The sequence below is a fragment of the Streptomyces sp. NPDC058470 genome (assembly GCF_042721055.1).
GTDB lineage: Bacteria > Actinomycetota > Actinomycetes > Streptomycetales > Streptomycetaceae > Streptomyces.
Genome location: NZ_JBHXMF010000045.1, coordinates 55,963 through 80,448, shown reverse-complemented (window position 1 = coordinate 80,448; position 24,486 = coordinate 55,963). Strand labels below are relative to the sequence as shown.

Below are 24,486 nucleotides of genomic sequence, written 5' to 3'. Positions count from 1 at the left end.
GGCCCGGACGCGCAGCACGCGTCCGGGCCGGCGTCGTCGCTGTCGGACCGGCTTGTCAGACCGGCTGCCCGATCGGCCGCACCACCACCGTGTTCACATCGACGCCTTCCGGCTGCCGGATCGCCCAGACGATCGACTCGGCGAGCTGGTCCGCGGTCAGCAGATGGCCGGGCGGCAGGCTGCCGTAGCTGTCCCAGAAGGGGGTCTCCACCCGCCCGGGCGAGATCAGGGTCACGCCGACCCCGAACTCGGTGACCTGCCGCCGGGTGTTCTCGGCGAGCCCGGTCACGGCCCACTTCGTCGCCCCGTAGATGTTCCCGGGGCCGTGCACGTGACCCGCGACGCTGCCGACCAGCACGATCCGGCCCCGCGTCTCCTTGAGGGCGTCGATGGAGGCCCTGATCAGCAGCGCGGGACCCAGCACGTTGGTCAGCACCATCTCGGGCCATCCAGCGGGGTCGCCCTCGGCGACGGTGTCATGGGTGGCGAAGCCGGCGTTGGCGATGACGGTGTCGAGCCGCCCGAACTCCTTGAGCGTCACCTCGACCGCCGCCTGCACGTGGTCGTACTCGGCCGCGTTCCCTGCGATCGTCAACAGGCCCGCGGGGCGTCCGAGTTCCTCGGCGAAGCCGCGCAGCCGCTCCTCACCCCGCCCGGTGACCGTCACCCGGTGCCCGGCGTCGAGAAGCCTCCGCGCGACCGCGGCGCCGATACCGCTGCCGCCACCGGTGATGAGCGCTACTGGTGAGTCGGTCATGGTTACCCCCATACGTTTCCCATGCGGTTCAGGCGAACGCCGGGAGTCCATCATTTGGAGCGCTCTCGAAGTCAAGCCCCTTCGGCCCTGTCCGCGTCGGCGGGAAAATCCGTTGCACCCCCGGACGGCGTCGACGGACAGTGGGTCCATGACCATGCCCACCCCGCCATCCACCCTGACCGTGCGCCCGGCGAGGCTCGATGACGCGATGGCGGTGTGCGCGCTGCTCAATGAGATCGACCTGCTGGAGATCGGTCGCGCCGACACCGAACTGACCGAGGTCCAGACGGACTTGAAGCACCCCGAGATAGACCTGGAGCGCGACTCCTGGCTGCTGTTCGACGGCAAAAGGCTGATCGGATACGGCCTGCTGTGGGACGAGTCCGGCGGCGAGCGGATCGACATGGACCACTACACGCTGCCCGACCGGCCGCACGGGTCCCAGCACTTGTTCGACCTGATGGAGGCCCGGGCCGCCGAGCACGCCGCCGCCAACGGGGCGGCACGAGCGGTGGTGCACCTGCACCTGAACACCGCCCCCACCACGGACCTGCGGGCGCTGCGCGGGCGGGGCTGGCATCCGGTCCGCCGTTACAACGTGATGGCACGTCAACTGTCGGGCATCACCGACCTGTTGCCTGCCCCTCCGCCCGGTGTGACCCTGCGCCCCTGTCTGACCGAGCCGGACCGCCGACGCGCCCACGCACTGCTCCAGGAAGCCTTCGCCGAACACTTCGACTTCCAGCCGCGTACGTACGAGCAGTGGCTGGACGACATCGATGCCGAGCGTGTCGACTGGTCACTGATCTGGATCGCACACCTCGACGGCCTCGGGGACGCGGCGGCGCTGCGCAGTCACGACAACCGCGCCTCGATGGCGTGGATCGCCAGCATCGGCGTCGCCCACAAGGCCCGGGGCCAGGGCCTTGGCAGCTACCTGCTGCGCCACGCCTTCGGGCACTACGCGGCGCGGGGCCGCGACCGCATCGGCCTCGGCGTGGACACGGACAACAGCACGGGCGCGCCCGCACTGTACGAACGGCACGGCATGACTCTCGACTTCGCCGTCGACACCTGGGAGTTGATCCGCCCGATCCGCCCGGCCTGATCGATCTGACCGATCTGACCGAGCGCTTCGCCATCCGGTCCGGGGACGGGATGCCGCGAGACGCCCGCCGAGGGCTACTCCGGCTTCACTCCCACGTACACGGTGTGCGCCGTCAGCAGGAACGCGTCCGGGCGGTGGTGCACGCTCGCCTTGTCGTCCGGGTCGAGAAGCCGGTCGAGGGTGGCGAGATCGTCGGCGTCGAGATGCTCGCCGAGGCCCTCGCGGCGGTGGGTGAGCGCGGCGACGACGAAGGCGCGGGCGTCGTCCGTGAGAGGGGCGGGCAGGTCGAGGAGGAACGTGCGGGTGGCGGTGTGGCGCAGCCCGACAGCGTTCATCAGAGCGGGCCAGTCCTCCGTCTCCGTCACCGCTCCGGGCAGCTCGGCCCGCATCCTGGCGAACCACTCCTCCTGGATCGCGTCGATACGGGACTGCAGGCCGGGGCGGCCGATCCCTATGTCGCGCGGGAAGTAGCGCGCCGGCAGTCCGCCTTCCAGCAGGGCCAGTACGCCGCCGGGTGCGAGCGCCCGTGCGAAACCCGCGAGCGCGGCCCGCTGGTCGCCGACGTGGTGCAGAGACCTGCTGGCCCACAGCAGATCAGCGGGGTACTCCAGGTCGTCCAGTCCGTCGTCGAGCTCGGTCCGCAGGATGCTGAAGCGGTCGGCGACACCGAGCCTGTCGGCACGCTCCCTGGCCCGCTCCAGGAGGGGTTCCACCGCGTCCACGGCGACGACCCGCGTCCGCGGAAAGGTGCCGGCGAGAAGACAGGAGACGACGCCGGGCCCGCTGCCCGCGTCCACGACCATCTCGGGCTCGGGCTGCCACTCCCCCAGCCAGGCCGCCACGCTCGCGTAGAGCGGGGAGGACAACTCGGCCTCCTGTTCCAGGTAGGGGAGCATCTTGGCGAAGTCCATGTGCGCGTGGTCGTGCGCCGGGTGGCCCTCATGCGTCTGCTCGTGGTCGTGTGCCATGTTCCAAGCCTCTCGTCCGGGTGTGGCCAGCGTGCTCCGCCGCTCCCGGAAACGGCTACTCGTGTTGCGCAAACAGCAAAATCTTGGCGGCGCAGGAGCGGTACGCCGGGGCCGGCCCAAGCCGCCCCGCCCCGTTGGATCACGGGCTACGAGGTGCCGTACCTCTCGGCCAGTTCGGCGGCCGTCCGGGCGATCCGCTCACGGAGCTCGGCCGGTGCCAGGACCTCGATGTCCGTGCCCAGCCGGAGGAACTCGCCGTGCGCATGGTCGATGGACTCGATCGGCACGGTGGCCTGCATCCAACCGTCCTTGTCCGGGCGGCCGTTGACCTCGACGGCACGGGCGAGCTGCCCGCCGAGCGTGGCTCCCTGCCGTACCCGGACCACCGCCTCCGAGCGGAACAGCCGATCGCGGAAGTCGCGTTGGTACGCCGTCCAGTACGCCGCCAGGTCGAAGGCCTCCGGCCGGGTGAACTCCCCTTCTCCTAAAGCCAGTTCGAGGATCTGATCGACCCGGAACGTACGCGGGCCCGGCCCCGCGACGACATACCAGCGGCCCGCCTTCAGAACGAGGCCGTACGGCTCCAGGCGGCGCTCCACGTCGGTCGGCTCGCGCCAGCGGCGGTACCGGATGTGCAGGACGCGGCGGTTCCAGACGGCGTCGGCGACGGCAGGGAGGTACGGGGTCTCGTCGGCGTCCGCGTACCAGCCCGGCGCGTCCAGGTGGAAGCGGCCGCTGATCCGGTCGGCGTGCGCGAGCAACTCGCCGGGGAGAGCCGCACGGACCTTCAGCTGGGCGGCGGCGAGGACCGAACCGAGGCCGAGCTCGGCGGCGGGCCCGGGGACGCCCGCGAGGAACAGGGCCTCGGCCTCCCCCTCGGTGAGGCCGGTGAGCCGGAGGCGGTAGCCGTCGAGGAGCTGGTAGCCACCGGCGTGCCCGGCATCCCCGTACAGCGGCACGCCCGCCGTGTGCAGTGCGTCCACGTCCCGGTACACGGTCCGCACCGACACCTCCAGCTCCGCGGCGAGCTGGGCGGCGGTCATCCGGCCGCGCGTCTGGAGGAGTAGAAGGATCGAGACGAGCCGCGCTGATTTCACCCCGCCAGAATCCCAGACTCCACTGACAGTAGGTGTCAGTGGAGCGGGCCTAGCTTGCTGGTATGGCCTTCAGGGAGAAACTGCTGACCGTTCCGCCGCCGATCGAGGTCGCGGGACGGCACGTCAAGCGCTATCACGTCACCACCGACCCGGCCGGCATCGCGCCCGACGTCGAGAAAGCGGCGTACGCGATGCTGCCGCACCTGTTCCCGGAGCCGGACGACACCCCGCCCGCGACCTTCGTCGTGCTGCACCGGGGCGGCGACGACGGCGCCTACCTCAACGCCTACAGCTGGGTGTGGGACAACGTCCTGCACTTCCGGGGCGCGTCGGCGGGCCAGCCGGTCCTGGGCTGCCCGGACCGGGACCCGACCCACTTCGTCACGCCGGACCTCCCCTGGATCGGCTGCGTCTGGGAGCTGCCGCCGATCCTGCACGAACGCGACGCCTGGGTACGGCACATGCTCGCGCCGAACACCCCTGACCTGGACGCCTATCTGGCGGACACGCTTCCCGAGGGCACGACCGGCGACCGCTCATGAGCACCGCGCACGACTTCGACTTCCTCCACGGCGAGTGGGACATCCACCACCGCCGTCGTACCGACTTCCTCGACGCCGACAGCGACTGGGAGGAGTTCCCGGCCACGCACCGCTGCTGGAGCCTGTTCGACGGGGCGGCCGACATCGACGAGATGGACGTGCCGGTTCAGGGCTGGAAAGGGCTCACCCTGCGGCTCTTCGACCCTTCGGCCCGCGTGTGGTCACTGAACTGGTCCTCCAGTCGCACCGGGAAGCTCTTCCCGCCGGTGACCGGACGGTTCGGGCCGGACGGGCGGGGCCGGTTCCACGGGGACGACACACATGACGGCAAGGCCGTACGGGTGCGGTATGTGTGGTCGGGGATCTCCGCCTCCACTGCACGCTGGGAGCAGGCCTTCTCCGTGGACGGGGAGGGCACCTGGGTGACCAACTGGGTCATGGACTTCACCCGGCGGACTTCGGCTTCCTGAAGGCCAGCAGGGTGAACTCCGGGTCGGTACGCGGGACTTCCTGGCGGGGGAGGGCCTCAAGGCGGGCGATGAACTGCTCGGTCAAGGGGCCGTCCGGCGCCAGCTGGGTGAACCAGCCGCGGCGCAGGTCGGCCGTCGTGCTGCGGGGGCTGCGGCCCTGGCCGTGACCCCGGAACCGGGCCCGGCCCGCCGGGAGGAGTCCGTGCTCCACGGCGTACGACGCGACGCGCTCGGCCCGGTCCTGGGCAGGGCGGCCCGGGCGCGGAGCGAGTACGGCGTCGATGTCGCTGCCGACGTCGTGCGCGGCGGTCTTGTCGACGGTGGTGACGTACACCCCGCCGGGTCGGAGCACCCGCGCGCACTCGGCGACGACGGCTCGCGCGTCCCCGGGGCCGTCCACCAGATGGAGCAGCCACACAGTGGTCACGGCGTCGAACTCGGCGTCGGGGAAGGGTAGTCGGCGGCTGTCGGCGAGGGCCACGGTGCCCGGCATCCGGGCCGCCGCCAGCCGCGCCATGCCGTACGCGGTGTCCACTCCCGTCACCCGCAGTCCCGGCCGCCCGGCTGCCAGGCAGGCGCCGGGTCACGCTCCCGGTCCCGCAGGCGACGTCGAGCAGGGTGCGCGCGGTTTCGGGGACGAGGCCGAGTACGGCGTCGGCAGCCGCCAGGGCCCTCGGCTCACCACCGCGTGTGCTGTCGTACGCCTCGGCTTCCTGGTCGTAGTCCAGCATGCGGGTCAGCGCGCACCGTGCCCGGGAGCCAGTTCCTCCACCCTGCGGGCGAGTTGGAAGTCGAGCTCGGTGACCGCGCCGCCGACGCTGTGGGTGTTCACGGTGAGGGCGACGGTGTTGTAGCCGAGGGTGAGGTCGGAGTGGTGGTCGAGTTCGTCCTGCACCTGCGCGATGTGCACGACCAGAGCGGTCGCCGCGAAGTGCGAGCCGAGCCGGTAGGTACGGGCGAGCCGGTCGCCGTCCAGGGACCAACCGGGCAGGTCCGCCAGTTGCTCCTCGATCTCCTTCTGCGCCAGCGGTTCGACGGGCATGACCTGGGCTCCATTCGTACGACGGGAGGGTGCGCGCGGGGCTGTTCCTCAGCGTGCCACAGTCCCCGGAACTCGGCCCCGGCCGAGCTCCCGGTGGACGCGCTCAGGCTCGTACGCACTCCGCCGCGAAGTCGTCCGCCAGGACGGTGATCGTGGCGCGTCCCTCGATCCGCTCCAGCCATTCGTGCGGCAGGCCGTGGTCGCCGTGCAGGGCACCGAGGAGGTTGCCGCAGAGGGAGCCGGTGGAGTCGCTGTCGCCGGAGTGGTTGACGGAGAGGAGGAGGGCGTCGGTCACCCTGGGGGTGGCGAGGGCGCTGTAGACGCCGATGGCCAGGGCCTCCTCGGCGATCCAGCCGGCGCCGAGGGATTCGAGCTTCTCGGCGCTCGGGTCACCTTCGGCGGCCAGGTCGAGGGCCCTGTTCAGGGCGGTCGTAGTCTCCTCGTGGCCGGGGTGACGGGCCAGCAGCCGCAGCGTGCGCAGGACGGCGCCCTCCAGGGAGTCCCCGGAGACCAGGTGGGTGACGATCGCGGCGAGGGCGCCGGAGGCGTAGTAGCCCGTGGGGTGGCCGTGGGTCATCTGGGCGCAGCGGGCGGCCATGCCGAACGCGGTCCCGGCCGATGTCCTGGTCAGGCCGAAGGGTGCCGAGCGCATGACCGCGCCGCAGCCCTTGGAGTCGGAGTTGACCGGTCCTGGCGGGCCGAGCTCGGCCCCCGGATCGGGGACGTGGTCCTCCTGCTGAAGTCCGGAGAGGCAGGCGTTGCCGGGCGCCCGTCGCGCGTACAGCCAGCTCTGCGCGGCGAGTCCGCCGTGGACGTCACTGCCGGGCCCGGCCTTGAGCTGCGTGTCCAGCCACCGCCCGTACGCCCACCGCACCAGCCGGGACCAGCCGCCCCCGATGCCCTTGAGCCGCTCGCGCGTGTGCGCCTGCTGGATGCCCTCCACCGTGAACAGGGTCATCTGTGTGTCGTCGCTGACGCGCCCCACGACGCCCTCGCCGTCGGGCACAAGGCCGATCACCCCGGCGGGCCCGTGGGCGGCGCGGATCCGTTCCAGCGAGTCGAACTCGACGGGATAGCCGAGCGCGTCCCCGGTCGCCCCGCCCAGAAGGCAGCCGCGTACCCGTGCCCGGTAGACCGCCTCGGCCTCCGGGCTCAGCCGCCCGTTCCCCATCTCGTTCACGCACCACTCCTCGACTACGGTCCTCGTATGAGCATTGTCGCGTCGGGTGCCTCCCCGCTTCCGAGTACCCCCGACGGCAAGGGCGTCGGCCCGCTGCTGCGCGGCTGGCGGGAGCAGCGGCGGCTGAGTCAGCTGGAGCTGGCGCTGCGGGCCGGTTCGTCGTCGCGGCACATCAGCTTCATCGAGACGGGCCGCTCCCGGCCGAGCGAGGAGATGGTCCTACGGCTCGCCGAGCACCTGGAGGTCCCCGTCCGGGAACGCAACGCGCTGCTGCTCGCCGCGGGGTTTGCGCCCCACTACGCGGAGACCCCGCTCGACGACCCGGCGATGGACGCCCTGCGCGAGGGCGTGGAACGGCTGATCCAGGGCTACGAGCCGTATCCCGCGCTGGTGGTCGACGCCACCTACAACGTCCTCGCCGCGAACCAGGGCATCGCCATGCTCCTGGACGGCATCCCCGAGGCCCTGCTCGCGCCCCCGCTGAACGCGATGCGTCTCACCCTTCACCCGGAGGGCATGGCGCCGCGTATCCGCAACCTCCGCGCCTGGCGGGGCCATCTGCTCGCCCAGATGGAACGGCAGGTCGCGCTCAGCCGCTCCGAGCCGCTGCGCGCGCTGTACGAGGAGGTGGCCGCGTACCCGGTCCCGGGCCCCGGCCCGGAGGACGAACTCTTCGACGCCGTCCCTTGTTTCGCGCTGCCGATGCGGATCGAGCACGACGGTCAGATCCTGTCCTTCGTCTCCTCCATCTCGACCTTCAACACCCCGATGGACGTGACGGTCTCCGAGCTGGCCATCGAGACGTTCCTCCCGGCGGACCCGGCAACGGCCAAGTACCTTCGGAGTCCGGATTCCTGACGCGAACAAGGGTGACCCGGCCGACCCTGTGAGGCTCAGGGGAGAACATGACACACTGCGCGTGTACTTCGGCGCTTGGGGAGGCGTGGCGTGAGTGAGCGGCGGCCCGCGCCCACCGTAGGGCAGGTGGTTCTGGGGCGGAGGCTCCAGGAGTTGCGGGAGAGAGCGGGACTGAAGCGGGAGGAGGCCGCGCGCGTGCTGCGCGTGGCCCCGGCGACCGTGCGGCGGATGGAGATGGCCGAGGTCGCGCTCAAAATCCCGTACGTACAGGTGCTGTTGACGACCTACGGGGTGGCCCCCGACGAAGTGGCCGCCTTCATAGGGCTTGCCGAGGAGGCGAACCGGCCGGGGTGGTGGCAGCGGTTCCACGACGTGCTGCCGGAGTGGTTCAGCATGTACGTCAGCCTGGAGGGCGCCGCCCGGCTGATCCGCTCCTACGAACCGCACTTCGTGCCCGGGCTGTTGCAGACCGAGGACTACGCGCGGGCCGTGCTGGAGGCGGGGACGGTCGGGCAGACTGGTCCGGAGGCCATCGAGCGGCATGTGGCACTGCGTATGAAGCGGCAGGGGCTGCTCACCGGCGAGAACCCGCCGCATCTCTGGGTGATCATGGACGAGACGGCGCTGCGGCGTCCCGTGAGCATCGACAGCAAGGTCATGCGCGACCAGGTGGACCGGCTTCTGGAAGAGGCCGAGCACGATCACATCACGCTCCAGGTCGCCGAGTTCGCCAACGGCCCGCACCCGGGGACGTACACGTCCTTCGCGCTGTTCCGCTTCGCGGAGCCGGAGCTGCCTGACATGGTCTACAGCGAGTACCTGTCCGGTGCCCTCTACCTCGACTCACGCATCGAGGTGGCCCTGCACCTGGAGGTCCTGGACCACATGACGGCCCACGCGGCCTCCGCCCAGCGCACCAAGCAGATCCTCCAGGAGTTCCGGGCGAGGTTCTGAGCTGCAAGAACGTACCCCCTGGTCGCTGAATCCGTTGATGAATCCGTTGATGAATCCGTTGATGAATCCTTCGAAGAACCGATACCGAGGAGCACCGTTGTGACTGGAAGTGACGCCGAGTCGATCCGTATCGACACCAGCCGACCGCATCCCGCGCGGGTGTACGACTGGTGGCTGGGCGGCAAGGACAACTACCAGGTGGACGAGGAACTGGCCCGCAGGATCCTCGGCGTGGACGAGGCCGCGGTGCGCAGTGCGCGCTCCAACCGCCGGTTCATGCACCGGGCCACCCGGGTCGCCGCCCGGGCCGGCATACGTCAGTTCCTGGACATCGGCACGGGCATTCCCACCGAGCCCAACCTCCACCAGGTCGCCCAGGAGATCGCCCCGGAGTCGAGGGTGGTCTACGCCGACAACGACCCGATCGTCCTACGGCACGCCGAGGCGCTGCTGCAGGGCACCGACGAGGGCTCCACCGAGTATGTGCACGCCGACGTCCGGGACCCCGACAGCATCCTGGGGCTGGCCGCCGAGTACCTGGACTTCGACCGGCCCGTCGCACTGTCGCTGGTCGCGCTCACCCACTACCTCGACGACGCTCCCGACGGCGACGACGTGTACGGCCTGGTCGGCAGGTACGTCACCGCCCTCGCCCCCGGCAGCTTCGTGATCCTTTCCCAGGTCACCCCGGACCTCAGCGCCGAGACCATCGGGAAGGTCGCGGCACTCTTCCGGGAGAGCGGCACCCCCTTCCACCCGCGCACCCACGCCGAGTTCTCCCGCTTCCTCGACGGTCTTGAGCTGCTGGAGCCGGGCGTGGTCCCGGCCGTCGACTGGCGGCCGGAACCGGTGGACGTGGCCGCGAAGGCGGAGGGCATCGTGCCTCTGTACGCGGGGGTCGCCCGCAAGTCCTGACCCGTACGGATGCCGTGAGCGGGTGCACCACCCGGCTCGCCCCCGGGTCCGATCCGGGGGCGAGCAAGGGAGCCTTCAGCGAGCTGCCGGTCGGGTACTCCGGTCGGCAGCCGGGCCGGCGGCCCCGGTCGCCGTCCATGAGCGATCCACCTATGTTGGGGCGGGGGTACCTGGAGGCCGCCTTGGACCACTCGCCCGAAACCACGTCCGCGCCCGAGCCGGGCATTCAGGCCGCGGCGCCCGGCACCGATGTACCGCAGGCGGGTGGCGGCAGTCACGAGCACCGGTGGCTGATCCTCGCGGTGGTCGGTATCGCGCAGCTCATGGTCGTCCTCGACGCGACGATCGTGAACATCGCTCTGCCGTCCGCGCAGAAGGACCTGGGATTCACCAACGGCAACCGGCAGTGGGTCGTCACCGCGTACGCGCTCGCCTTCGGCAGCCTGCTGCTGCTCGGCGGGCGCATCGCGGACCTGGTGGGCCGCAAGGCCGTGTTCCTCGCAGGGCTCGCGGGCTTCGCCCTGGCCTCCGCGCTCGGCGGTACCGCGACCAGTTTCGGGATGCTGGTGGGGGCCCGTGCCCTACAGGGGCTGTTCGGCGCGTTGCTCGCGCCGGCCGCGCTCTCGCTCCTCACGACGACGTTCACGGATCCGCGCGAGCGCGCCAAGGCGTTCGGGATCTACGGGGCGATCGCGGGCGCGGGCGGCGCGGTGGGGCTGCTGCTCGGCGGCGTGCTCACCGAGTATCTGGACTGGCGCTGGTGCCTGTACGTGAACGTCCTCTTCGCCGCGGTGGCCATGATCGGCGGGGCGCGACTTCTGCACGCCGGAAAACCCACGGACCGGCCGAAGCTGGATGTGCCGGGCACGCTCCTGGTGTCGGCCGGGCTGTTCTGCATCGTCTACGGGTTCTCGAACGCGGAGACGTCCTCGTGGAGCGACACGAAAACGTGGGGCTTCCTCGTGGTCGGCGCGGTCCTTCTCGTGGGATTCGCCTGGTGGGAGAAACGGGCCGAACACCCACTGCTGCCGCTGCGCGTGGTCCTGGACCGCAACCGCGGGGCGTCGTATCTCGCGATGTTCATCGCCGGTGCCGGCATGTTCGGCGTCTTCCTGTTCCTGACCTACTACCTCCAGGAGATCCTGGACTACTCGCCGATCAAGACGGGGCTGGCGTTCCTCCCCATGGTCGCCGTGATGGTGGTCATGTCGGTGGTCACGACCAACTACCTGGTGCCGAAGCTCGGGCCGAAACCGATCGTGCCGCTCGGCATGGCCCTCGCCTCGGCCGGGATGGCCTGGCTGACCGCGCTCGGTCTCGACAGCAACTACGCCCAGCACGTGCTGCCGCCGCTCCTGATGGCCGGTCTCGGCCTCGGCATGATCTTCGCCACGGCGATGAACCTGGCCACATCCGGCGTCGCCGCACGCGATGCGGGCGTGGCCTCCGCGATGGTCAACACCAGCCAGCAGGTGGGCGGTTCGATCGGCACGGCCCTGCTCAACACCCTCGCCACGAGCGCCGCGACGAACTACCTCGTCGGCAAACAGCCCACGGCACAGGTGCAGGCGCAGGCCTCGATGGAGAGCTACTCGACGGCGTACTGGTGGTCGGCAGGGTTCTTCGCGATCGGGTTCGTCGTGACGCTGGCGCTCTACCGGCGCGGGGTGCCCACGCAGCAGGCCGAGGGCCAGGCGGTGCACATGTAGTGCGGCCGGTCCTGGCCCGTGCCCCGCTACTTGAGGGCGCGCTTGTCCGCCTTCAGGCTCTCGGTGAGCTTGATGGTGATGAACTCGTTGTTGTCGGCCTTACCGGGCGTACGGCCGGAGGAGAACGGGAAGTTGTTGTCGTTCAGGACCGCCAGCGTCCGGTTGTCCAGGAGGACCACGTCCTCGATCGTGGTGAACGGGAAGGTGAACGTCTCGCCGAAGCCGCCGAGGCCCTTCGGGTTCGCGATGTTCATCAGGTCGGCCACAAGGGTCTTGTCCATGACCCCGTCACCGTTGCGGTCGCGGGTGTCGGCGAGGTAGATCCGCTTGAACGTGGCGTCGGCGCCCTGGCCGCCGTCGCGCTCGATGACCAGGAAGCGGTTCCTGTCGACGGCGATGGCGTCACCGATGGCGTTGGAGGGCGACTCCAGGCGGTAGGTGAAACGCTTCCCGGTGTAGTCCCGGGTCTTCAGGTCGAATTCGCTGAAGCGCAGGTCTCCGGGGGTGTCACCGTTGACCGTGCCTTCGAGGAGCGGGTACAGGTGACGGCCGTCGACCGCGCGGACCATGCCCTCGAAGCCCTTGCTGCTCGCGGTGGTCGGCTGGGCGCCGTTCAGATACGGGTTCTCCGGCGCCTGCACTCCGTCGAGCGGGATCGGGGCTTCGAGAAGCCTGCCGGTGGAGGAGAAGTGCAGCAGGAACGGGCCGAACTCGTCGCCCAGCCAGTACGAGCCGTCGTACGCCCGCACGATGGACTCGACGTCGAAGTCGGCACCGGTCAGCACCCGGTCGGTCCGGGTGAGCGGGAACGGCACCTTGTGGAACGGGTCGCTGAGGTTGAAGCCGCCCAGGACCTCGACCCTGCCGGTCTTCGTGTCCGGCTCGACGCGGTGTACGCGCAGCAGGAAGTCGGCGCTGTTGGCCTTGTTGCCGTATCCGTTGTCGGACAGCACGTCGTAACTGCCGTCGTGGCGGTTGACGGCGCCGCTGAAGCCCTGGACGGGCTGGTCGGCGAACGGCCCGGTGATGCCGTTGAACGGACCCGCCCCGATGGCCGAGCCGGACGGCTCGCTGTCCGGGACGAACGTCTGGGCCGGAAGCGAGGCGAAACCGGTCAACGTGGCCTGGCCGAAGGCCGTGGCCTGGCCGCCGAGGGGCGTCGTCCGGCCGAGGGACGTGGCCTGACCGGAGTCCTCGGAGTCGCGGTCGGCCATGGCGGGCGACGCGAGTCCGACGGTCAGCGCGACGGCGCCGACCGTGATCGAGAGTCTCTTCATGACCCGCACGTTAGGGATACCGGGTGACGGGCGGCCGAACACCGGGCAACGCGCAGCACAGGCGTACTAGGTCCTGTCGTCAAATTCCCGTCTGCCTCGCGACGCCATGCACGTCCTCTAGACGGCACCGCCCCCCGCGTCCCTGCCCCTGTCCGCATCTCCACCCCTTTCCCTCTCCTCGTCCACGATCTCCGCGTCCACCACGCCCTCCTCCTCGCTCGGGGTGTGTTCGGCGGCCGGCTCGTCCTGCGGGGGTGTCTGCGGCGGAGCTTGCTGGGCCTGCGCATACATCGCCTGCCCCATCCGCTGGCTCACCGTGGCGAGCTTCTCTACGGCGGACCGCAGCGCGCTCGTGTCGGCGGGCTCCTCCAGAAGTGCCTTCAGCTCCGAGATGGCCGACTGCACCTCCGGCTTCGTCTCGGACGGAACGCGCTCCTCGTTCTCCCGGAGGAACTTCTCGGTCTGGTAGACGAGTTGCTCGGCCTGGTTGCGGGTCTCGGCGGCCTCACGGCGCTGTCGGTCCTCGTCGGCGTACTCCTCGGCCTCGCGCATCATGCGGTCGATGTCGTCCTTGGGAAGCGCGGAGCCGCCGGTGACGGTCATCTTCTGCTCGCGTTCCGTGGCGAGGTCCTTCGCGGAGACGTGCATGATCCCGTTGGCGTCGATGTCGAAGGCGACCTCGATCTGCGGCACCCCGCGCGGCGCGGGCGGCAGCCCAGTGAGGTCGAAGACGCCGAGCTTCTTGTTGTACGCGGCGATCTCGCGCTCGCCCTGGTAGACCTGGATACCGACCGACGGCTGGTTGTCCACGGCGGTCGTGAAGATCTCCGAACGCCGGGTCGGGATCGTGGTGTTGCGCTCGATGAGCTTGGTCATGATGCCGCCCTTGGTCTCGATCCCCAGGGACAGCGGGGTGACGTCGAGCAGCAGGACGTCCTTGACGTCACCGCGGATGACACCCGCCTGGAGCGCGGCGCCCACGGCGACGACCTCGTCCGGGTTGACGCCCTTGTGCGGGTCCTTGCCGGTGAGTTCCTTCACCAGGTCGGTGACGGCGGGCATCCGGGTCGAGCCGCCGACCAGGATGACCCGGTCGACCACGGACAGCTTCACGCCCGCGTCCTTGACCGCCTGGTGGAAGGGGTTCTTGCAGCGGTCGAGCAGGTCGGCGGTCAGTTCCTGGAACTGGGCGCGCGTCAGCTTCTCGTCGAGGTGCAGCGGGCCCTCGGCGGTGGCGGTGATGTAGGGCAGGTTGACGGTGGTCTCGGAGGCGCTGGACAGCTCGATCTTGGCCTTCTCGGCGCCCTCGCGCAGCCGTTGCAGCGCCATCTTGTCGTGTCCGAGGTCGATGCCGTGCGAGGCCTTGAACCGCTGGGCGAGATGCTCGACGACCCGCTGGTCCCAGTCGTCGCCGCCGAGTTGAGTGTCACCGTTGGTGGCCTTGACCTCGATCACACCGTCGCCGATCTCCAGGAGCGAGACGTCGAAGGTCCCGCCGCCCAGGTCGAAGACGAGAACGGTCTGCTCCTCGCCGCGGTCGAGCCCGTACGCGAGGGCGGCGGCCGTCGGCTCGTTGATGATCCGCAGGACCTTGAGCCCCGCGATCTCGCCCGCCTCCTTGGTGGCCTGGCGCTGCGCGTCGTCGAAGTAGGCGGGCACCGTGATCACGGCGTCCTTGACGTCCTCGCCGAGATACGCCTCCGCGTCCCGCTTCAGCTTCTGGAGCACGCGCGCGGCCAGCTCCTGAGCGCGGTACCGGGTGCCGTCGATGGCGCCCGTCTCCGGAAAGCGCCAGCTCGAATCGCCCATGTGACGCTTGGCGGAACGCGCGGTGCGCTCCACGTTCGTCACGGCCTGCCGCTTGGCGACCTCCCCGACGAGCACCTCGCCGTTCTTGGCGAAGGCCACCACGGAGGGCGTGGTGCGCGCGCCCTCCGCGTTGGCCACGACCGTGGGGTCGCCGCCCTCCAGAACAGCGACCACGGAGTTCGTCGTACCGAGATCGATCCCGACCGCACGTGCCATGTCCGTCCCCTTCCACCCGCGTCTGCCCGGCTCTGCCCGCCCCCAGCACAAAACTTGAGTGCGTATCTGTCAATGGGGCGGGTGCACCCGGGCGGGGTCCGGACATGACAACGCCGCGGCCCCTCGTGGGGAACCGCGGCGCCGTACTGCCTACGGGGCTGTCAGGCGAGCTTCGCCGACAGAGTGATCGTCGTGCCGGTGAGCGCCTGGCTGACCGGGCAGTTCTTCTTGGCGTCCTCGGCCGCGGCGACGAAGGCGTCCTCTTCGATGCCCGGCACCGTGCCCTCGACGGTGAGGTGGATGCCGGTGATGCCCTCGCCCGGCTGGAAGCTGACGTCGGCGGAGGTGACGAGCTTGGTGGGCGGGGTACCGGCCCCCGCGAGGGCGTGTGAGAACGCCATGGAGAAGCAGCTGGAGTGGGCGGCCGCGATCAGCTCCTCGGGGCTGGTCTTGCCGTTCGCGTCCTGAGAGCGCGACGCCCACGTCACGGGCTGCTCGTCGATGGCGCCGGAGGAGTCGAAGGTGACGACGCCGTTGCCCTCGAGCAGGTTGCCTTCCCAGACGGTGTGTGCAGAGCGCGTGGTTGCCACGATGAGTCCTTTCGGGTGTGATCCCGTTACCGGGGTTCCGTACGCCCCATCCGATCACACCTGCGCCCTGACCACCCAGCCGATGGGGCCACGCCCGCTCAACTCACCCGGAACACCGGCCCCCGCGCGGTGAACGGCAGCCGCGCGCCCTGCGGAATCAGGTACGCGTGCTCGCGCCGCACCCGCAGGAGGTCGCACCAGGGGCGTTCGGGTAGGACGCGCAGGTGGGCGGTGTCCGATGCGGCCAGTGTGTGCGGGAGGCGCTCACCGCAGCCCATTTTCCGGCGCGCATGACTAGGCAGCTCGCTCGTCCGGCTGTACCCCCAGCGGCACTTGAGGCCCGTCCAACTCGCGCAGCCACCGCCGCAGTACGTGGTGCACCTGCTCCGCGCCGACCAGTTCGGTGTCACCCTCGACCGGCAGGGACAGGGCGACCGGCGACAGCAGGAAGGGCCGGCCCTGGGCACCGCCGAGTCCGCCGTGCGAACCGATCTGCTCCTCGAAGGCGAGGACTTCGCCCTCCCCGGGGTCGTACCAGGAGTTGACCATGATGTCGGCGACGTGCGGGAAGGAGTGGGTCCTTCGTACGGCCCCGGCGGCGCCGGGGCCGAAGTCGGCCAGCGGGCCCGGGTGTTCGTCGTCGAGCTCGTCCACCGGGACCTCCGCTCCGTGCGCACCGAGGACGAGGCCGCCGTACTCCTCGCTGCGTACGAGGACGAAGCCGACGCCGGGATGGTTGGCGAGCGTGGACAGCAGCGCGGGATGGCGCCGGTCGATCTCCTCCCGGCTCATCCGGTGCGGCACGTCGGGGAAGGAGACCAGCCCGAGGTTGCCGGAGGCCAGCACGATGGGCTCGGAGCGGCGCGAGGGCCGGTGTTGTTCGCCACCCTCCTCGACGGGCCTGTGCAACGCGGCCCGCACCGCCGCCCGCGCCTCGGCGCCGCTGTGGGTGCGCCGCGCCTTGCGCGGCACGGGCAGCCCGCAGCCGGCGCGCACCAGATTGCCGAGGGTGAGCCCGTAGCGGGTCAGGAAGGTCTCCCCCGGACTCTGGCCGTGGTCGGAGAGCAGCACGATCCGGTACGGCCGCGGGGCGTGCTCGGCGACCTTCGCGATCAGCGCGAGCGAGCGGTCGAGGCGCGCCAGGACCTTCTCCGCGTCGCGGCTGCGCGGCCCGGAGTGGTGCGCCACCTCGTCGTACCCCACCAGGTCGGCGTAGACCGAGTTGCGTCCGGCGAGCATGTCGCCGATCACCGCGGCGACGACGACGTCCCGCTCGACGACGGTCGCGAAGGCGCGGATGAAGGGGTACAGCCCGCCGCGATTGACGCGCGGACGCTGCTTCCTGGCGCGGCACCGGGTGGACTGTCCGATCTCCCGGAACACCTCGGCGACGAAGGACATTGCGGTGCGGACGGCGTTGGCGGGGTCGCTGAAGTACGCGAAGTAGCCGGACCGGGAGCGGTTCTCCTTCCCCCTCCGCGCGGCCATCGACAGCACGAGGGCCAGTTGGTCGGCGCCGCCGCTGAAGAGATTGCCGCGGCTGGCGCCGTCGACGGTGAGCAGTCCCCCGTCGCCGGTGTGCTCGACGGCCCGGCGCTGGAGTTCGGCGGCGCTGCTGGGCCGGTTGCAGACCATGACCTCCTGGCTGTCCTTCTCGTACCACCGGAAGGCCGGGACGTCGTGGTTGCTGCCGTGCAGGATGCCGAGCTGGCTGGCACCGGTCTGACTGGACCAGTCGGTGCGCCAGTGGGTGAGCCGGTGGGTGGCGCGGGCTCTCGTGCCGCTGCTGCCCAGCCACTGCGCCACGGTCGGCATGAGCCCCTTGCCGACGGCTTCCCGCAGTACGTCGTGACCGACTCCGTCGAGCTGGAGGAAGAGGGCGGCTGGGGTCGAGGGACCGGCCTGCCCGTCGGCCCGCCTGCGACGCCGGTCGGCGAGCCGGTACAGCCTGCGCCGGTAGGCGTCGTCGTCCCGTACGGCAAGGGCACCACCGGTGGCCGAGGCGACGGCGGACATCACCGCGGCGACGACCACGGCGGTCTCGGGTGCCGCCTCGCCCCGCCCGGAGGGATTGATCCGCAGGGCGATCAGCAGCAGGGACCCGTTGAGGAAGAAGACGAGCAGCCCCAGGACAAGCGCGGGCACCAGCAGCAGCGCCCTGACGAACAGGGGCCACGCCAAGGAGGACAGCAGGCCGAAGACGCCCGCGCCGACCCCCGCAGTGACAGCTATCCGGGTGGCGCTGTCTCCGGCGTCCGTCTCCAGCTGGAAGTCGGGCAGCACACCGGCGAGGACAAGCATCGTGACCGTGGACACGGCCCACACCGCGGTACTCCGCCACACTCCGCCGAGAACCCGCCGCCAAGCCCCGCCGCCCACGTCCTGCCCACCTCACGTCCCGGCCCGCCCGGTCCGCGAGGCCTGCTTCCACCCTGTCACAACGGACTGACACGGCCGATCGTCACCAGGTCACGGAACGGATCGCAGGTCAGCGGCGCAGCAAGCCCTGTCGCCCATCAGGCTCTGTCGTTCAGCGACCGTCATACCCCGCCGTCGGCATCGACAGACGGCGGTGGACCCGGGCCTTCATCTGGGCGTCGTACGAGGGTTCCGCGCTGCCGACGGTCTCGACCCGCACACCGCGGCGTAAGCACTCGGCGGTGAACTCGTCGACCGAGGCGAGGGCGCGCTCCAGGACGCGGTGGCTGGGCGCGACGAACAGGTCGACGAGGCCCGCCTCGACGTCGGCCCACAGGGTGCGGTGGTCGGGGCGCAGACCCCGTACGAGTAACTCGCGCGTGACGACGTAGCCGTGTTCGGCGGCCCAGCGGGCGCACATCGCGTGCTGGCTGCGGGAGTCCACCAGGAACGGGTCCGCGTCCAGTTCCTCCAGGGGCGTCAGGCTCGCGATCGCCGTCACGCGCAGCGACAGGGGCCCCGCCTGGCCGGGCGGGCACCTGAGGGCGTGCGTGCCGGCGGCACCGCGCGCTTCTCCCATGGCGTCCCCCCTCACCTCCGGGTTTCGTCGCAGACCCTACTCCTGCCCGTAGGCTCGGGGGGAGTCGCGCGAAGGAGGCAATGAAGTGCCGGTGGAGATCACCTGGTGGGGGCACGCCACCTGCACGCTGGAGGACTCCGGCACGCGTGTGCTCACGGACCCGCTCTTCGCGCGCCGGCTCGCACACCTCAGGCGCAGGCGCGGGGCGCCGCCCCCGCCGTCGGCCGCGGTGGCCGACGTGGTGCTCGTCTCGCATCTGCACTCCGACCATCTGCATCTGCCTTCGCTGGCGCGGCTCGCGCCCGGCACGCGCGTACTCGTGCCCCGGGGTGCGCCGCGCGCGGTGCCCGCGCTGCGCCGGCTGGACCATCTGCTGCTCACCGAGGTGGCGCCCGGCGACCGGACGGACATCGGTGACCTGGTCGTACGTACCGTGTCGGCGCGCCATGACGGGCGGCGGCTGCCGCTCGGTCCGCACCGGGTGTCCGCCCTAGGGTTCGTGGTCGAGGGCGAGGCACGTACGTATTTCGCCGGGGACACCGGACTGTTCGAGTCGATGGCCGAGGAGGTCGGACCGGTCGACGTGGCGCTGTTGCCGGTCGGCGGATGGGGACCGCATCTCGGGGAAGAACATCTGGACGCGGGGCGCGCGGCCGAGGCGCTCGCCCGACTGATGCCACGTAGCGCTGTGCCGGTGCACTACGGCACGTACTGGCCGATCGGATTGGACGCCGTGCGCCCTCATGAATTCCACGCGCCGGGCGAGGAGTTCGTGCGCCTCGCCGCCGAACGCGCGCCCCAGGTCGCGGTGCACCTGCTCGGCCACGGCGAGAGCGTACGGCCGGAGGTCGCGAGGTGACGGTCTCCGACCGTCGCGGCCCCGGGCGCGAACGCACACCCGGGGGGCGCGAAGTGGTGGTCATATCCGCGCCTGCCATCTCAGAGGCCAAGACTCTGCGTGCGCGTCCGGAGGTGGTCCGGTGAGTCTCCTGGCCGCGGCCTCGACCACGGCACCGGAGACCGCGCAGCAGGCGATCGGGTATCCCACGCTCTTCGTGCTGGTGCTGCTCGGCGCGCTGGTGCCGGTGGTGCCGACGGGTGCGCTGGTCAGTTCGGCGGCCGTGGTGGCCTTTCACCAGACGGCGCCGTTCGCGATGCTGCTGATCTTCGGGGTCGCGGCGCTCGCTGCGTTCCTCGGTGATGTCGCGCTGTACTGGCTGGGGCAGCGTGGGATGGGCTCCAAGAACGGTTCACGCTGGCTGGAGGCGCTCCGCGCCCGCGCCCCCGAGGACCGCCTCGCCCAGGCCCAGGAGAAACTGGGCGACCACGGCATCGCCGTACTGGTCCTCTCCCGCCTCGTCCCGGCCGGCCGCATCCCGGTGATGCTCGCCTGCCTGCTGGCGAAGATGCCCCTGCGCACCTTCACCCGCGGCGACATTCCCGCCTGTCTGGCCTGGGCGGCGACCTACCAACTCATCGGCGTCGCGGGCGGCTCCCTCTTCGACGAGCCCTGGGAGGGCGTCGTGGCAGCGGTGGTCCTGACGGTGACGATCAGCCTGCTGCCGGGCGTGTGGCGCCGGGTGCGCAGACCCGCGCCCCGGTAGGTGCGCAGACCCGCGGGGGCGCGGGGAACTGGGCGCGGGCGACCGAGAACAGGCCTCAGTCGCCCGACGTCCGCAATCACCCCAGGACCCGGGAACCCCCCACCGGCAGGTCCCACAGATCCTCCCGGTCCAGCCCCGCCCTCTCCCAGGCCGCCCGAACCCGCGTCAGCGGTTCGAGGACCGGCTCGGCGGAGAGCACGAAGGTGCCCCAGTGCATGGGTGCCATGCGAGGGGCGCCGAGATCGACGGCGGCGCGGACTGCCTCCTCCGGGTCGCAGTGCACATCACTCAGCCACCACCGGGGGTCGTACGCCCCGATGGGGAGCAGCGCGAGGTCGATGCCCGGATAGCGGCGGCCGATGTGGGCGAACCAGTGGCCGTACCCCGTGTCGCCCGCGAAGTACACCCGCTGCCCGTCGGGCGCGGTGAGGACCCAGCCGCCCCAGAGCGTGCGACAGGTGTCGGTGAGGCTGCGCTTGGACCAGTGGTGGGCGGGGACGAAGTCGAAGCGGACACCATCCAGTTCGGCCGCCTCCCACCAGTCGAGCTCGGTGACCCGGGTGAACCGGCGGCGCCTGAACCAGCGCGCGAGCCCGGCCGGTACGAACACCGGTGTGTCGCGCGGGAGTCGGCGCAGGGTCGGCGCGTCCAGGTGGTCGTAGTGGTTGTGGCTGATGACCACCGCGTCGACGCGCGGCAGCGCGCTCCAGGCCACGCCGACGGGCGTGATCCGGGCCGGCGTACCGAGGATCTTGCGGGACCAGACCGGGTCGGTGAGGACGGTGAGCCCGCCGACGCGGATCACCCAACTCGCGTGCCCCGCCCAGGCGACGGCGACGGTGTGCGCGCCCACCCGCGGCAGCGGCCCCGGCTCGAACGGCAGCGCCGGAATGTCGCCCAGCCCGTCGGTGCGGGGCCGCAGCGCGCCCTCGCGCGCGAACCGCGCGAGGGCGCGCAGCCCCGGCAGCGGCGCCGTCAGCCGGTCCACGAAGGACCGCGGCCAGACACGCCGCTCGCCGAGCGGACGGGGCTCGGCGAGCGGACCGGGAGGAGACAGTGGGGACAGAGGGGTTAGTGGGGTTAGTGGGGTTAGTGGGGACAGTGCCGTCAGAGGAGACGGAGGAGACATGGCGCCCTCGGGCTGCACCGAGGCCGGGGCGGGCGCCGGGGAGGACGCCGGATCATCCGCGTCCCGCGTGGTCGTGGACGTCGTAGAGCTGCTCGTGGTCGACTCGGACTGCTGCGTCATCGAGGAGGCTCCCATCGCTGAGCGTCATCTCGGAGATCGTCGAAGGCCGACTCCAACAAGGTCAACGCGTGTTGCACATGCGGCGGTTCCAGCGGCGAGGGTGACGTGAGGCATGCCACCCGCTCCGCGTCCGTCGTCCCGAGCAGCGGCGCGGTGGCCAGCCGCACCCGGAGCGCCGCGAGTTCGTCGCCGAACCGGTGGCCGCCCGGCGTGGGCAGGCCGAGCCGGGCGGTGAGGAAGTCCTCCAGATCCTGTGCGTCGCCCACACCGTGCGCGCCGAGCGCGGAGCGCAGCGGTCCGAGATCCACGTACAGGTGTCTGCCGGCCCGCGGGGGCCGTGCGAGGGCGCCCGAGCCGACCACCGCCTGGTGCGCGGCGGCGGCCACGCGCGCGTGGAGGCGTACGGAGGCCGTGAGCCGCGCGGTGATCGCTTCGGGCTCGCCGAGCGCGTACGCGGCGGCCGCGGCGACGGGTTCGGCGACCCGGGCACCGAGCACGGTGAGTACGTCGAGGACGCGGGCGCGCAGCCTGACACCGGAGGCGTTGTCGGCAAAGCGGGCGACGGCGACGGGCCAGCCCTGCGGCAGGAAGGGGCCGGCGAGGTCCATGAGGACGGTGACCTCGCCGGGGAGCATCTCGGCGGGGCTGAGCAGCACGGTGTCCTGCGGCTGGTGCAGGGTGTCGCGCCAGGTCTCGTCGCTGACGATGTGCAGCCCCTCGCCCGCCGCGGCCTCGGCGGCCTCGTGGACCACGTCGGGGGGCGCGACCGTGCCGGTGGGGTCGTCCGCGACGGAGAGAACGAGCAGCCGCGGGTCGCCGCCTTCGGCGCGCACTCTGCGTACGGTCTCCAGGAGGGCATACGGATCCGGCACACCGCCGCACTCCGCGGGCGTCGCCACATGGAACACGGATCTCCCCAACAGGCGGGCCTGCGGCGCCCACCACGCGGCACACGGCCTCGGCAGCAGGACGTCACCGCCGAGCGCGCCGGTCAGCGCGAGGAGCAGTGCGGGGGCGCCGGGTGCGGCGGCCACCCTGTCCGGTGCGGTGGGCAGTCCACGCCGGGCCCAGTAGCCGCAGGCCGCGTCCAGCAGCTCCCGTCCGCCGCCCGAGGGCTCGGTGTCGGGCCGGTCCGCGGCGGCGGCGAGCACGGCACGCAGTTCCGGCAGCACAGGCAGACCCTGATCGGGAAGCGGCGGCCCGTAGCGCACAGGCCCGTGCCCTTCCGGATCCGTCCGCCGCATAGGTGCCTCCGCGCATTCCGCGCATTCCGTGGTGCAGTGCAGTGCCGGGTCGTGCTCAGGTCTGTGGGCCCTGGGGCCGTCGTCGGTGATCGGATCACCCGCCACCCTCCACCCGTCAGCTGTCAGCCGTCAGCCGTCAGCCGACGCGTCCTTGCTCCGTAGGCGGTATACGGCCGCGCCCAGCGCGCCGGTGATCAGGACGCCGCCGGTGATCAGGGCCGGAAGGGAGTCGGTGAAGGCGCCGCCCGCACCGGCTTGGACGCCGCGCTGGACCTGGGCGGGGCGCTCCACCGTGCCGCCGCCGGTGGCGTTGCCTCGGGCCACGGTGTACGAGGCGGTCCACTGTTTCTCGCGGCCGCCGGATGCCCCGGGGCACGCGCCGTCGACGCCCCACTCGGACTCGGGGTGGTTCACGGCGTCGTTGCCACCGCCGTCGTAGGTCTCGCCACCACCACCACCGCTGCCGCTGCCGTCGCTCCCGCCACTGCCGCTGCTTCCGTCGCTCCCGCCGTCTCCGCTGCTTCCGTCGGGCGAGATGCGGGCCGTACCGCTGTACGCGGCGCCCGACACGGTCTCGTCGTTGCCGGTGACCCTGCGCAGTTGGACCTTGCCCTCCTCGAAGCCCTGCGAGGTGGCTTCGATGTAATCGGGCGGAGCGCCGCTGATCGCGTCGCAGGTGACGGAGATGGTGACGGTGCCGCCGGGCTCGACGGAGCCTGGGGTGACCTCCGCGGCCGGGTCCGCGTACGCGGCCGAGGCGGCGGCCCCCAGAGCGGCGCCGGCCAGGGCGGTGGCGGACAGGACACGGGCGGTACGGCGCATGGGCTGGGCTCCTTCGGCGGGGGCGCTGAAGGGGCACGGCCGTCGTGCCCCCGGGGCCCATCACAGCCCGCCGGGGCGGCGGGCGCCCGCCGCCGGGCACCATTCGCGCTACCCGCACCGCCGGGTGGGTGACGGTGCGGGGCCTTCGGTTGCCGTTCGGGGAGTCCCTCGATTGCTCCCCGGTTGCCCCTCCGCTGTCCCCGCCGTGTCCCCCGGTTGCTCCTCCGCTGTCCCCGCCGTGTCCCCCGGTTGCTCCTCTGCCGGTTCTTCGCCGGCCATCGCTCAGTTGGACATCGAGACCAGCTCGCGCTTCAGGCCGCGGCCGCGCTTCTCCACAACCGCCGCAGCCACCTCGGACAGTTTGCAGTTGGTGCCCTGGGAAATCCGGCGCAGCACCCCGAAGGCGGTGTCCGCGTCGCAGCCCAGCACATGCATGACCATGCCGCAGGCCTGGTCGACGACGGGCCGGGAGCGCAGGGCGGCGCCCAGCTGGTCGAGCTCGGTGAGCGCGGCGCGGTAGGAGCGGTCACGGACCAGGCAGCTCGCGGCGAGGTCGCCGAGCGCGCGGGCGGGTCCGTGCGGGGCGTCTTCCAGGGCTCCGGGCCGGAAGCTGTAGAGGCTGAGGGTCACGGTCAGCCCGGAGCGGCGGAAGGGGAGGGTGACGCTGGAACGGACGCCCGCGTCGAGGGCCATGGCGCGGTACTCCGGCCAGCGCTCGTCACGGAGCAGGTCCGCCGAGTCGACGATCCCACCGCGTTCCAGCGCGGCCGGGATCGGCCCGTCTCCGGAGCGCAGTTGCACCGAGACGAGTCCGGCGAGGTCGGGGTGGGTGACCGCGGCGGGCCGTTCCGCGCCGCCTTCGGCCACCATGCTGCTCGCGCCGCAGCAGTCGGTGGTGCAGCGGGCGGCCTGCTCGACGAGTTCCGACAGCCTCCTTCCGGGGTGGGCGGACTCGGGTGATTCCGTTCCCAGGTGGCTGAGTTGCACGGATTCCGGCATGATTCACTCCTTCCACTTTCTCTCGACTTCCCGCTCACCTGCATGGAAAACTGGTGCCTCCGGTTCCACCCCCTGCCG

General features: G+C 71.4%; 23 protein-coding genes and 1 pseudogene. 9 read left to right on the top strand and 15 right to left on the bottom strand.

Annotated elements, in window-relative coordinates:
- Window positions 1-55: 55 nt before the first annotated feature.
- Entirely contained in the window at window positions 56-757 is a 702-nt protein-coding gene (locus ACFWP7_RS29500; protein ID WP_384387245.1) for an SDR family oxidoreductase, read from the bottom strand.
- Window positions 758-905: 148 nt separating this feature from the next.
- Here ACFWP7_RS29500 and ACFWP7_RS29495 point away from each other — a divergent pair, with 148 nt between their 5' ends.
- On the top strand, window positions 906-1,865 hold the full coding sequence (locus ACFWP7_RS29495; protein ID WP_384387243.1) for a GNAT family N-acetyltransferase: 960 nt from the start codon (window positions 906-908) through the stop codon (window positions 1,863-1,865).
- 74 nt (window positions 1,866-1,939) lie between these two features.
- On the opposite strand, the gene ACFWP7_RS29490 is transcribed toward ACFWP7_RS29495, so the two are convergent.
- Both ACFWP7_RS29490 and ACFWP7_RS29485 read right to left on the bottom strand, forming a co-directional pair.
- Window positions 1,940-2,833, bottom strand: coding sequence for a class I SAM-dependent methyltransferase (locus ACFWP7_RS29490; RefSeq protein WP_384387240.1), 894 nt, complete (start codon window positions 2,831-2,833; stop codon window positions 1,940-1,942).
- A 146-nt stretch (window positions 2,834-2,979) separates the two neighbouring features.
- Entirely contained in the window at window positions 2,980-3,930 is a 951-nt protein-coding gene (locus ACFWP7_RS29485) for a helix-turn-helix transcriptional regulator (protein WP_384387238.1), read from the bottom strand.
- A gap of 62 nt (window positions 3,931-3,992) precedes the next feature.
- Between ACFWP7_RS29485 and ACFWP7_RS29480 the strand changes: the two genes are divergently transcribed.
- The gene (locus tag ACFWP7_RS29480; RefSeq protein WP_384387236.1) at window positions 3,993-4,472 is read left to right on the top strand and encodes a hypothetical protein; all 480 of its coding nucleotides are present in this window, start codon (window positions 3,993-3,995) and stop codon (window positions 4,470-4,472) included.
- Window positions 4,469-4,942, top strand: coding sequence for a hypothetical protein (locus tag ACFWP7_RS29475; protein ID WP_384387234.1), 474 nt, complete (start codon window positions 4,469-4,471; stop codon window positions 4,940-4,942). The genes ACFWP7_RS29480 and ACFWP7_RS29475 overlap by 4 nt, the downstream gene beginning before the upstream one ends.
- Here the strand turns inward: ACFWP7_RS29475 and ACFWP7_RS29470 are convergent.
- The 3 genes and pseudogenes from ACFWP7_RS29470 to ACFWP7_RS29460 all read right to left on the bottom strand — a co-directional run bounded on the left by ACFWP7_RS29470 (window position 4,917) and on the right by ACFWP7_RS29460 (window position 7,155).
- Window positions 4,917-5,673, bottom strand: a pseudogene (locus ACFWP7_RS29470) (class I SAM-dependent methyltransferase). The gene ACFWP7_RS29475 and the pseudogene ACFWP7_RS29470 overlap by 26 nt on opposite strands.
- 5 nt (window positions 5,674-5,678) lie before the next feature.
- A complete protein-coding gene (locus ACFWP7_RS29465) occupies window positions 5,679-5,984 on the bottom strand; it encodes a 4a-hydroxytetrahydrobiopterin dehydratase (protein ID WP_384387231.1) in 306 nt (101 codons plus the stop codon).
- A gap of 103 nt (window positions 5,985-6,087) precedes the next feature.
- A complete protein-coding gene (locus ACFWP7_RS29460) occupies window positions 6,088-7,155 on the bottom strand; it encodes an ADP-ribosylglycohydrolase family protein (RefSeq protein ID WP_384387253.1) in 1,068 nt (355 codons plus the stop codon).
- Window positions 7,156-7,191: 36 nt separating this feature from the next.
- On the opposite strand from ACFWP7_RS29460, the gene ACFWP7_RS29455 reads away from it, so the two are divergent.
- From ACFWP7_RS29455 to ACFWP7_RS29440, 4 genes are all read left to right on the top strand, one after another.
- Window positions 7,192-8,022 (top strand): helix-turn-helix domain-containing protein, encoded by an 831-nt coding sequence (locus tag ACFWP7_RS29455; RefSeq protein WP_384387229.1) that lies wholly within the window; start codon window positions 7,192-7,194, stop codon window positions 8,020-8,022.
- Window positions 8,023-8,112: 90 nt separating this feature from the next.
- On the top strand, window positions 8,113-8,976 hold the full coding sequence (locus tag ACFWP7_RS29450) for a helix-turn-helix domain-containing protein (protein WP_384387226.1): 864 nt from the start codon (window positions 8,113-8,115) through the stop codon (window positions 8,974-8,976).
- 99 nt (window positions 8,977-9,075) lie between these two features.
- On the top strand, window positions 9,076-9,891 hold the full coding sequence (locus ACFWP7_RS29445) for an SAM-dependent methyltransferase (protein WP_384387223.1): 816 nt from the start codon (window positions 9,076-9,078) through the stop codon (window positions 9,889-9,891).
- Window positions 9,892-10,028: 137 nt separating this feature from the next.
- Window positions 10,029-11,600: an MFS transporter gene (locus ACFWP7_RS29440; protein ID WP_384387221.1), complete on the top strand. Its 1,572-nt coding sequence runs from the start codon at window positions 10,029-10,031 to the stop codon at window positions 11,598-11,600.
- Window positions 11,601-11,626: 26 nt separating this feature from the next.
- Here the strand turns inward: ACFWP7_RS29440 and ACFWP7_RS29435 are convergent, their stop codons facing one another.
- The 5 genes from ACFWP7_RS29435 to ACFWP7_RS29415 form a co-directional block, all read right to left on the bottom strand.
- Window positions 11,627-12,877, bottom strand: a complete 1,251-nt coding sequence (locus tag ACFWP7_RS29435) for an esterase-like activity of phytase family protein (RefSeq protein ID WP_384387218.1) — start codon at window positions 12,875-12,877, stop codon at window positions 11,627-11,629.
- Between the two features lie 117 nt (window positions 12,878-12,994).
- Window positions 12,995-14,902: a molecular chaperone DnaK gene (dnaK, locus tag ACFWP7_RS29430; protein WP_384387215.1), complete on the bottom strand. Its 1,908-nt coding sequence runs from the start codon at window positions 14,900-14,902 to the stop codon at window positions 12,995-12,997.
- Window positions 14,903-15,063: 161 nt separating this feature from the next.
- Entirely contained in the window at window positions 15,064-15,492 is a 429-nt protein-coding gene (locus ACFWP7_RS29425) for an OsmC family protein (protein WP_365440096.1), read from the bottom strand.
- 294 nt (window positions 15,493-15,786) lie between these two features.
- Window positions 15,787-17,817: an alkaline phosphatase family protein gene (locus ACFWP7_RS29420; protein WP_384387250.1), complete on the bottom strand. Its 2,031-nt coding sequence runs from the start codon at window positions 17,815-17,817 to the stop codon at window positions 15,787-15,789.
- Between the two features lie 205 nt (window positions 17,818-18,022).
- On the bottom strand, window positions 18,023-18,490 hold the full coding sequence (locus tag ACFWP7_RS29415) for a hypothetical protein (protein WP_384387213.1): 468 nt from the start codon (window positions 18,488-18,490) through the stop codon (window positions 18,023-18,025).
- A gap of 85 nt (window positions 18,491-18,575) precedes the next feature.
- On the opposite strand from ACFWP7_RS29415, the gene ACFWP7_RS29410 reads away from it, so the two are divergent.
- Both ACFWP7_RS29410 and ACFWP7_RS29405 read left to right on the top strand, forming a co-directional pair.
- Window positions 18,576-19,349 carry an MBL fold metallo-hydrolase gene (locus ACFWP7_RS29410; RefSeq protein ID WP_384387210.1) on the top strand — a complete coding sequence of 258 codons (774 nt, stop codon included), beginning with the start codon at window positions 18,576-18,578 and terminating at the stop codon, window positions 19,347-19,349.
- Between the two features lie 121 nt (window positions 19,350-19,470).
- The gene (locus ACFWP7_RS29405) at window positions 19,471-20,094 is read left to right on the top strand and encodes a DedA family protein (protein WP_384387207.1); all 624 of its coding nucleotides are present in this window, start codon (window positions 19,471-19,473) and stop codon (window positions 20,092-20,094) included.
- Between the two features lie 76 nt (window positions 20,095-20,170).
- On the opposite strand, the gene ACFWP7_RS29400 is transcribed toward ACFWP7_RS29405, so the two are convergent.
- The 4 genes from ACFWP7_RS29400 to ACFWP7_RS29385 form a co-directional block, all read right to left on the bottom strand.
- A complete protein-coding gene (locus ACFWP7_RS29400; RefSeq protein ID WP_384387204.1) occupies window positions 20,171-21,343 on the bottom strand; it encodes an MBL fold metallo-hydrolase in 1,173 nt (390 codons plus the stop codon).
- Window positions 21,340-22,587, bottom strand: a complete 1,248-nt coding sequence (locus ACFWP7_RS29395) for an aminotransferase class I/II-fold pyridoxal phosphate-dependent enzyme (protein WP_384387202.1) — start codon at window positions 22,585-22,587, stop codon at window positions 21,340-21,342. Before ACFWP7_RS29395 ends, ACFWP7_RS29400 begins: the two co-directional genes overlap by 4 nt.
- Before the next feature lie 129 nt (window positions 22,588-22,716).
- Window positions 22,717-23,409 carry a hypothetical protein gene (locus ACFWP7_RS29390; RefSeq protein ID WP_384387199.1) on the bottom strand — a complete coding sequence of 231 codons (693 nt, stop codon included), beginning with the start codon at window positions 23,407-23,409 and terminating at the stop codon, window positions 22,717-22,719.
- Between the two features lie 282 nt (window positions 23,410-23,691).
- On the bottom strand, window positions 23,692-24,408 hold the full coding sequence (locus tag ACFWP7_RS29385) for an ANTAR domain-containing response regulator (protein ID WP_384387196.1): 717 nt from the start codon (window positions 24,406-24,408) through the stop codon (window positions 23,692-23,694).
- Between the last annotated feature and the right edge of the window lie 78 nt (window positions 24,409-24,486).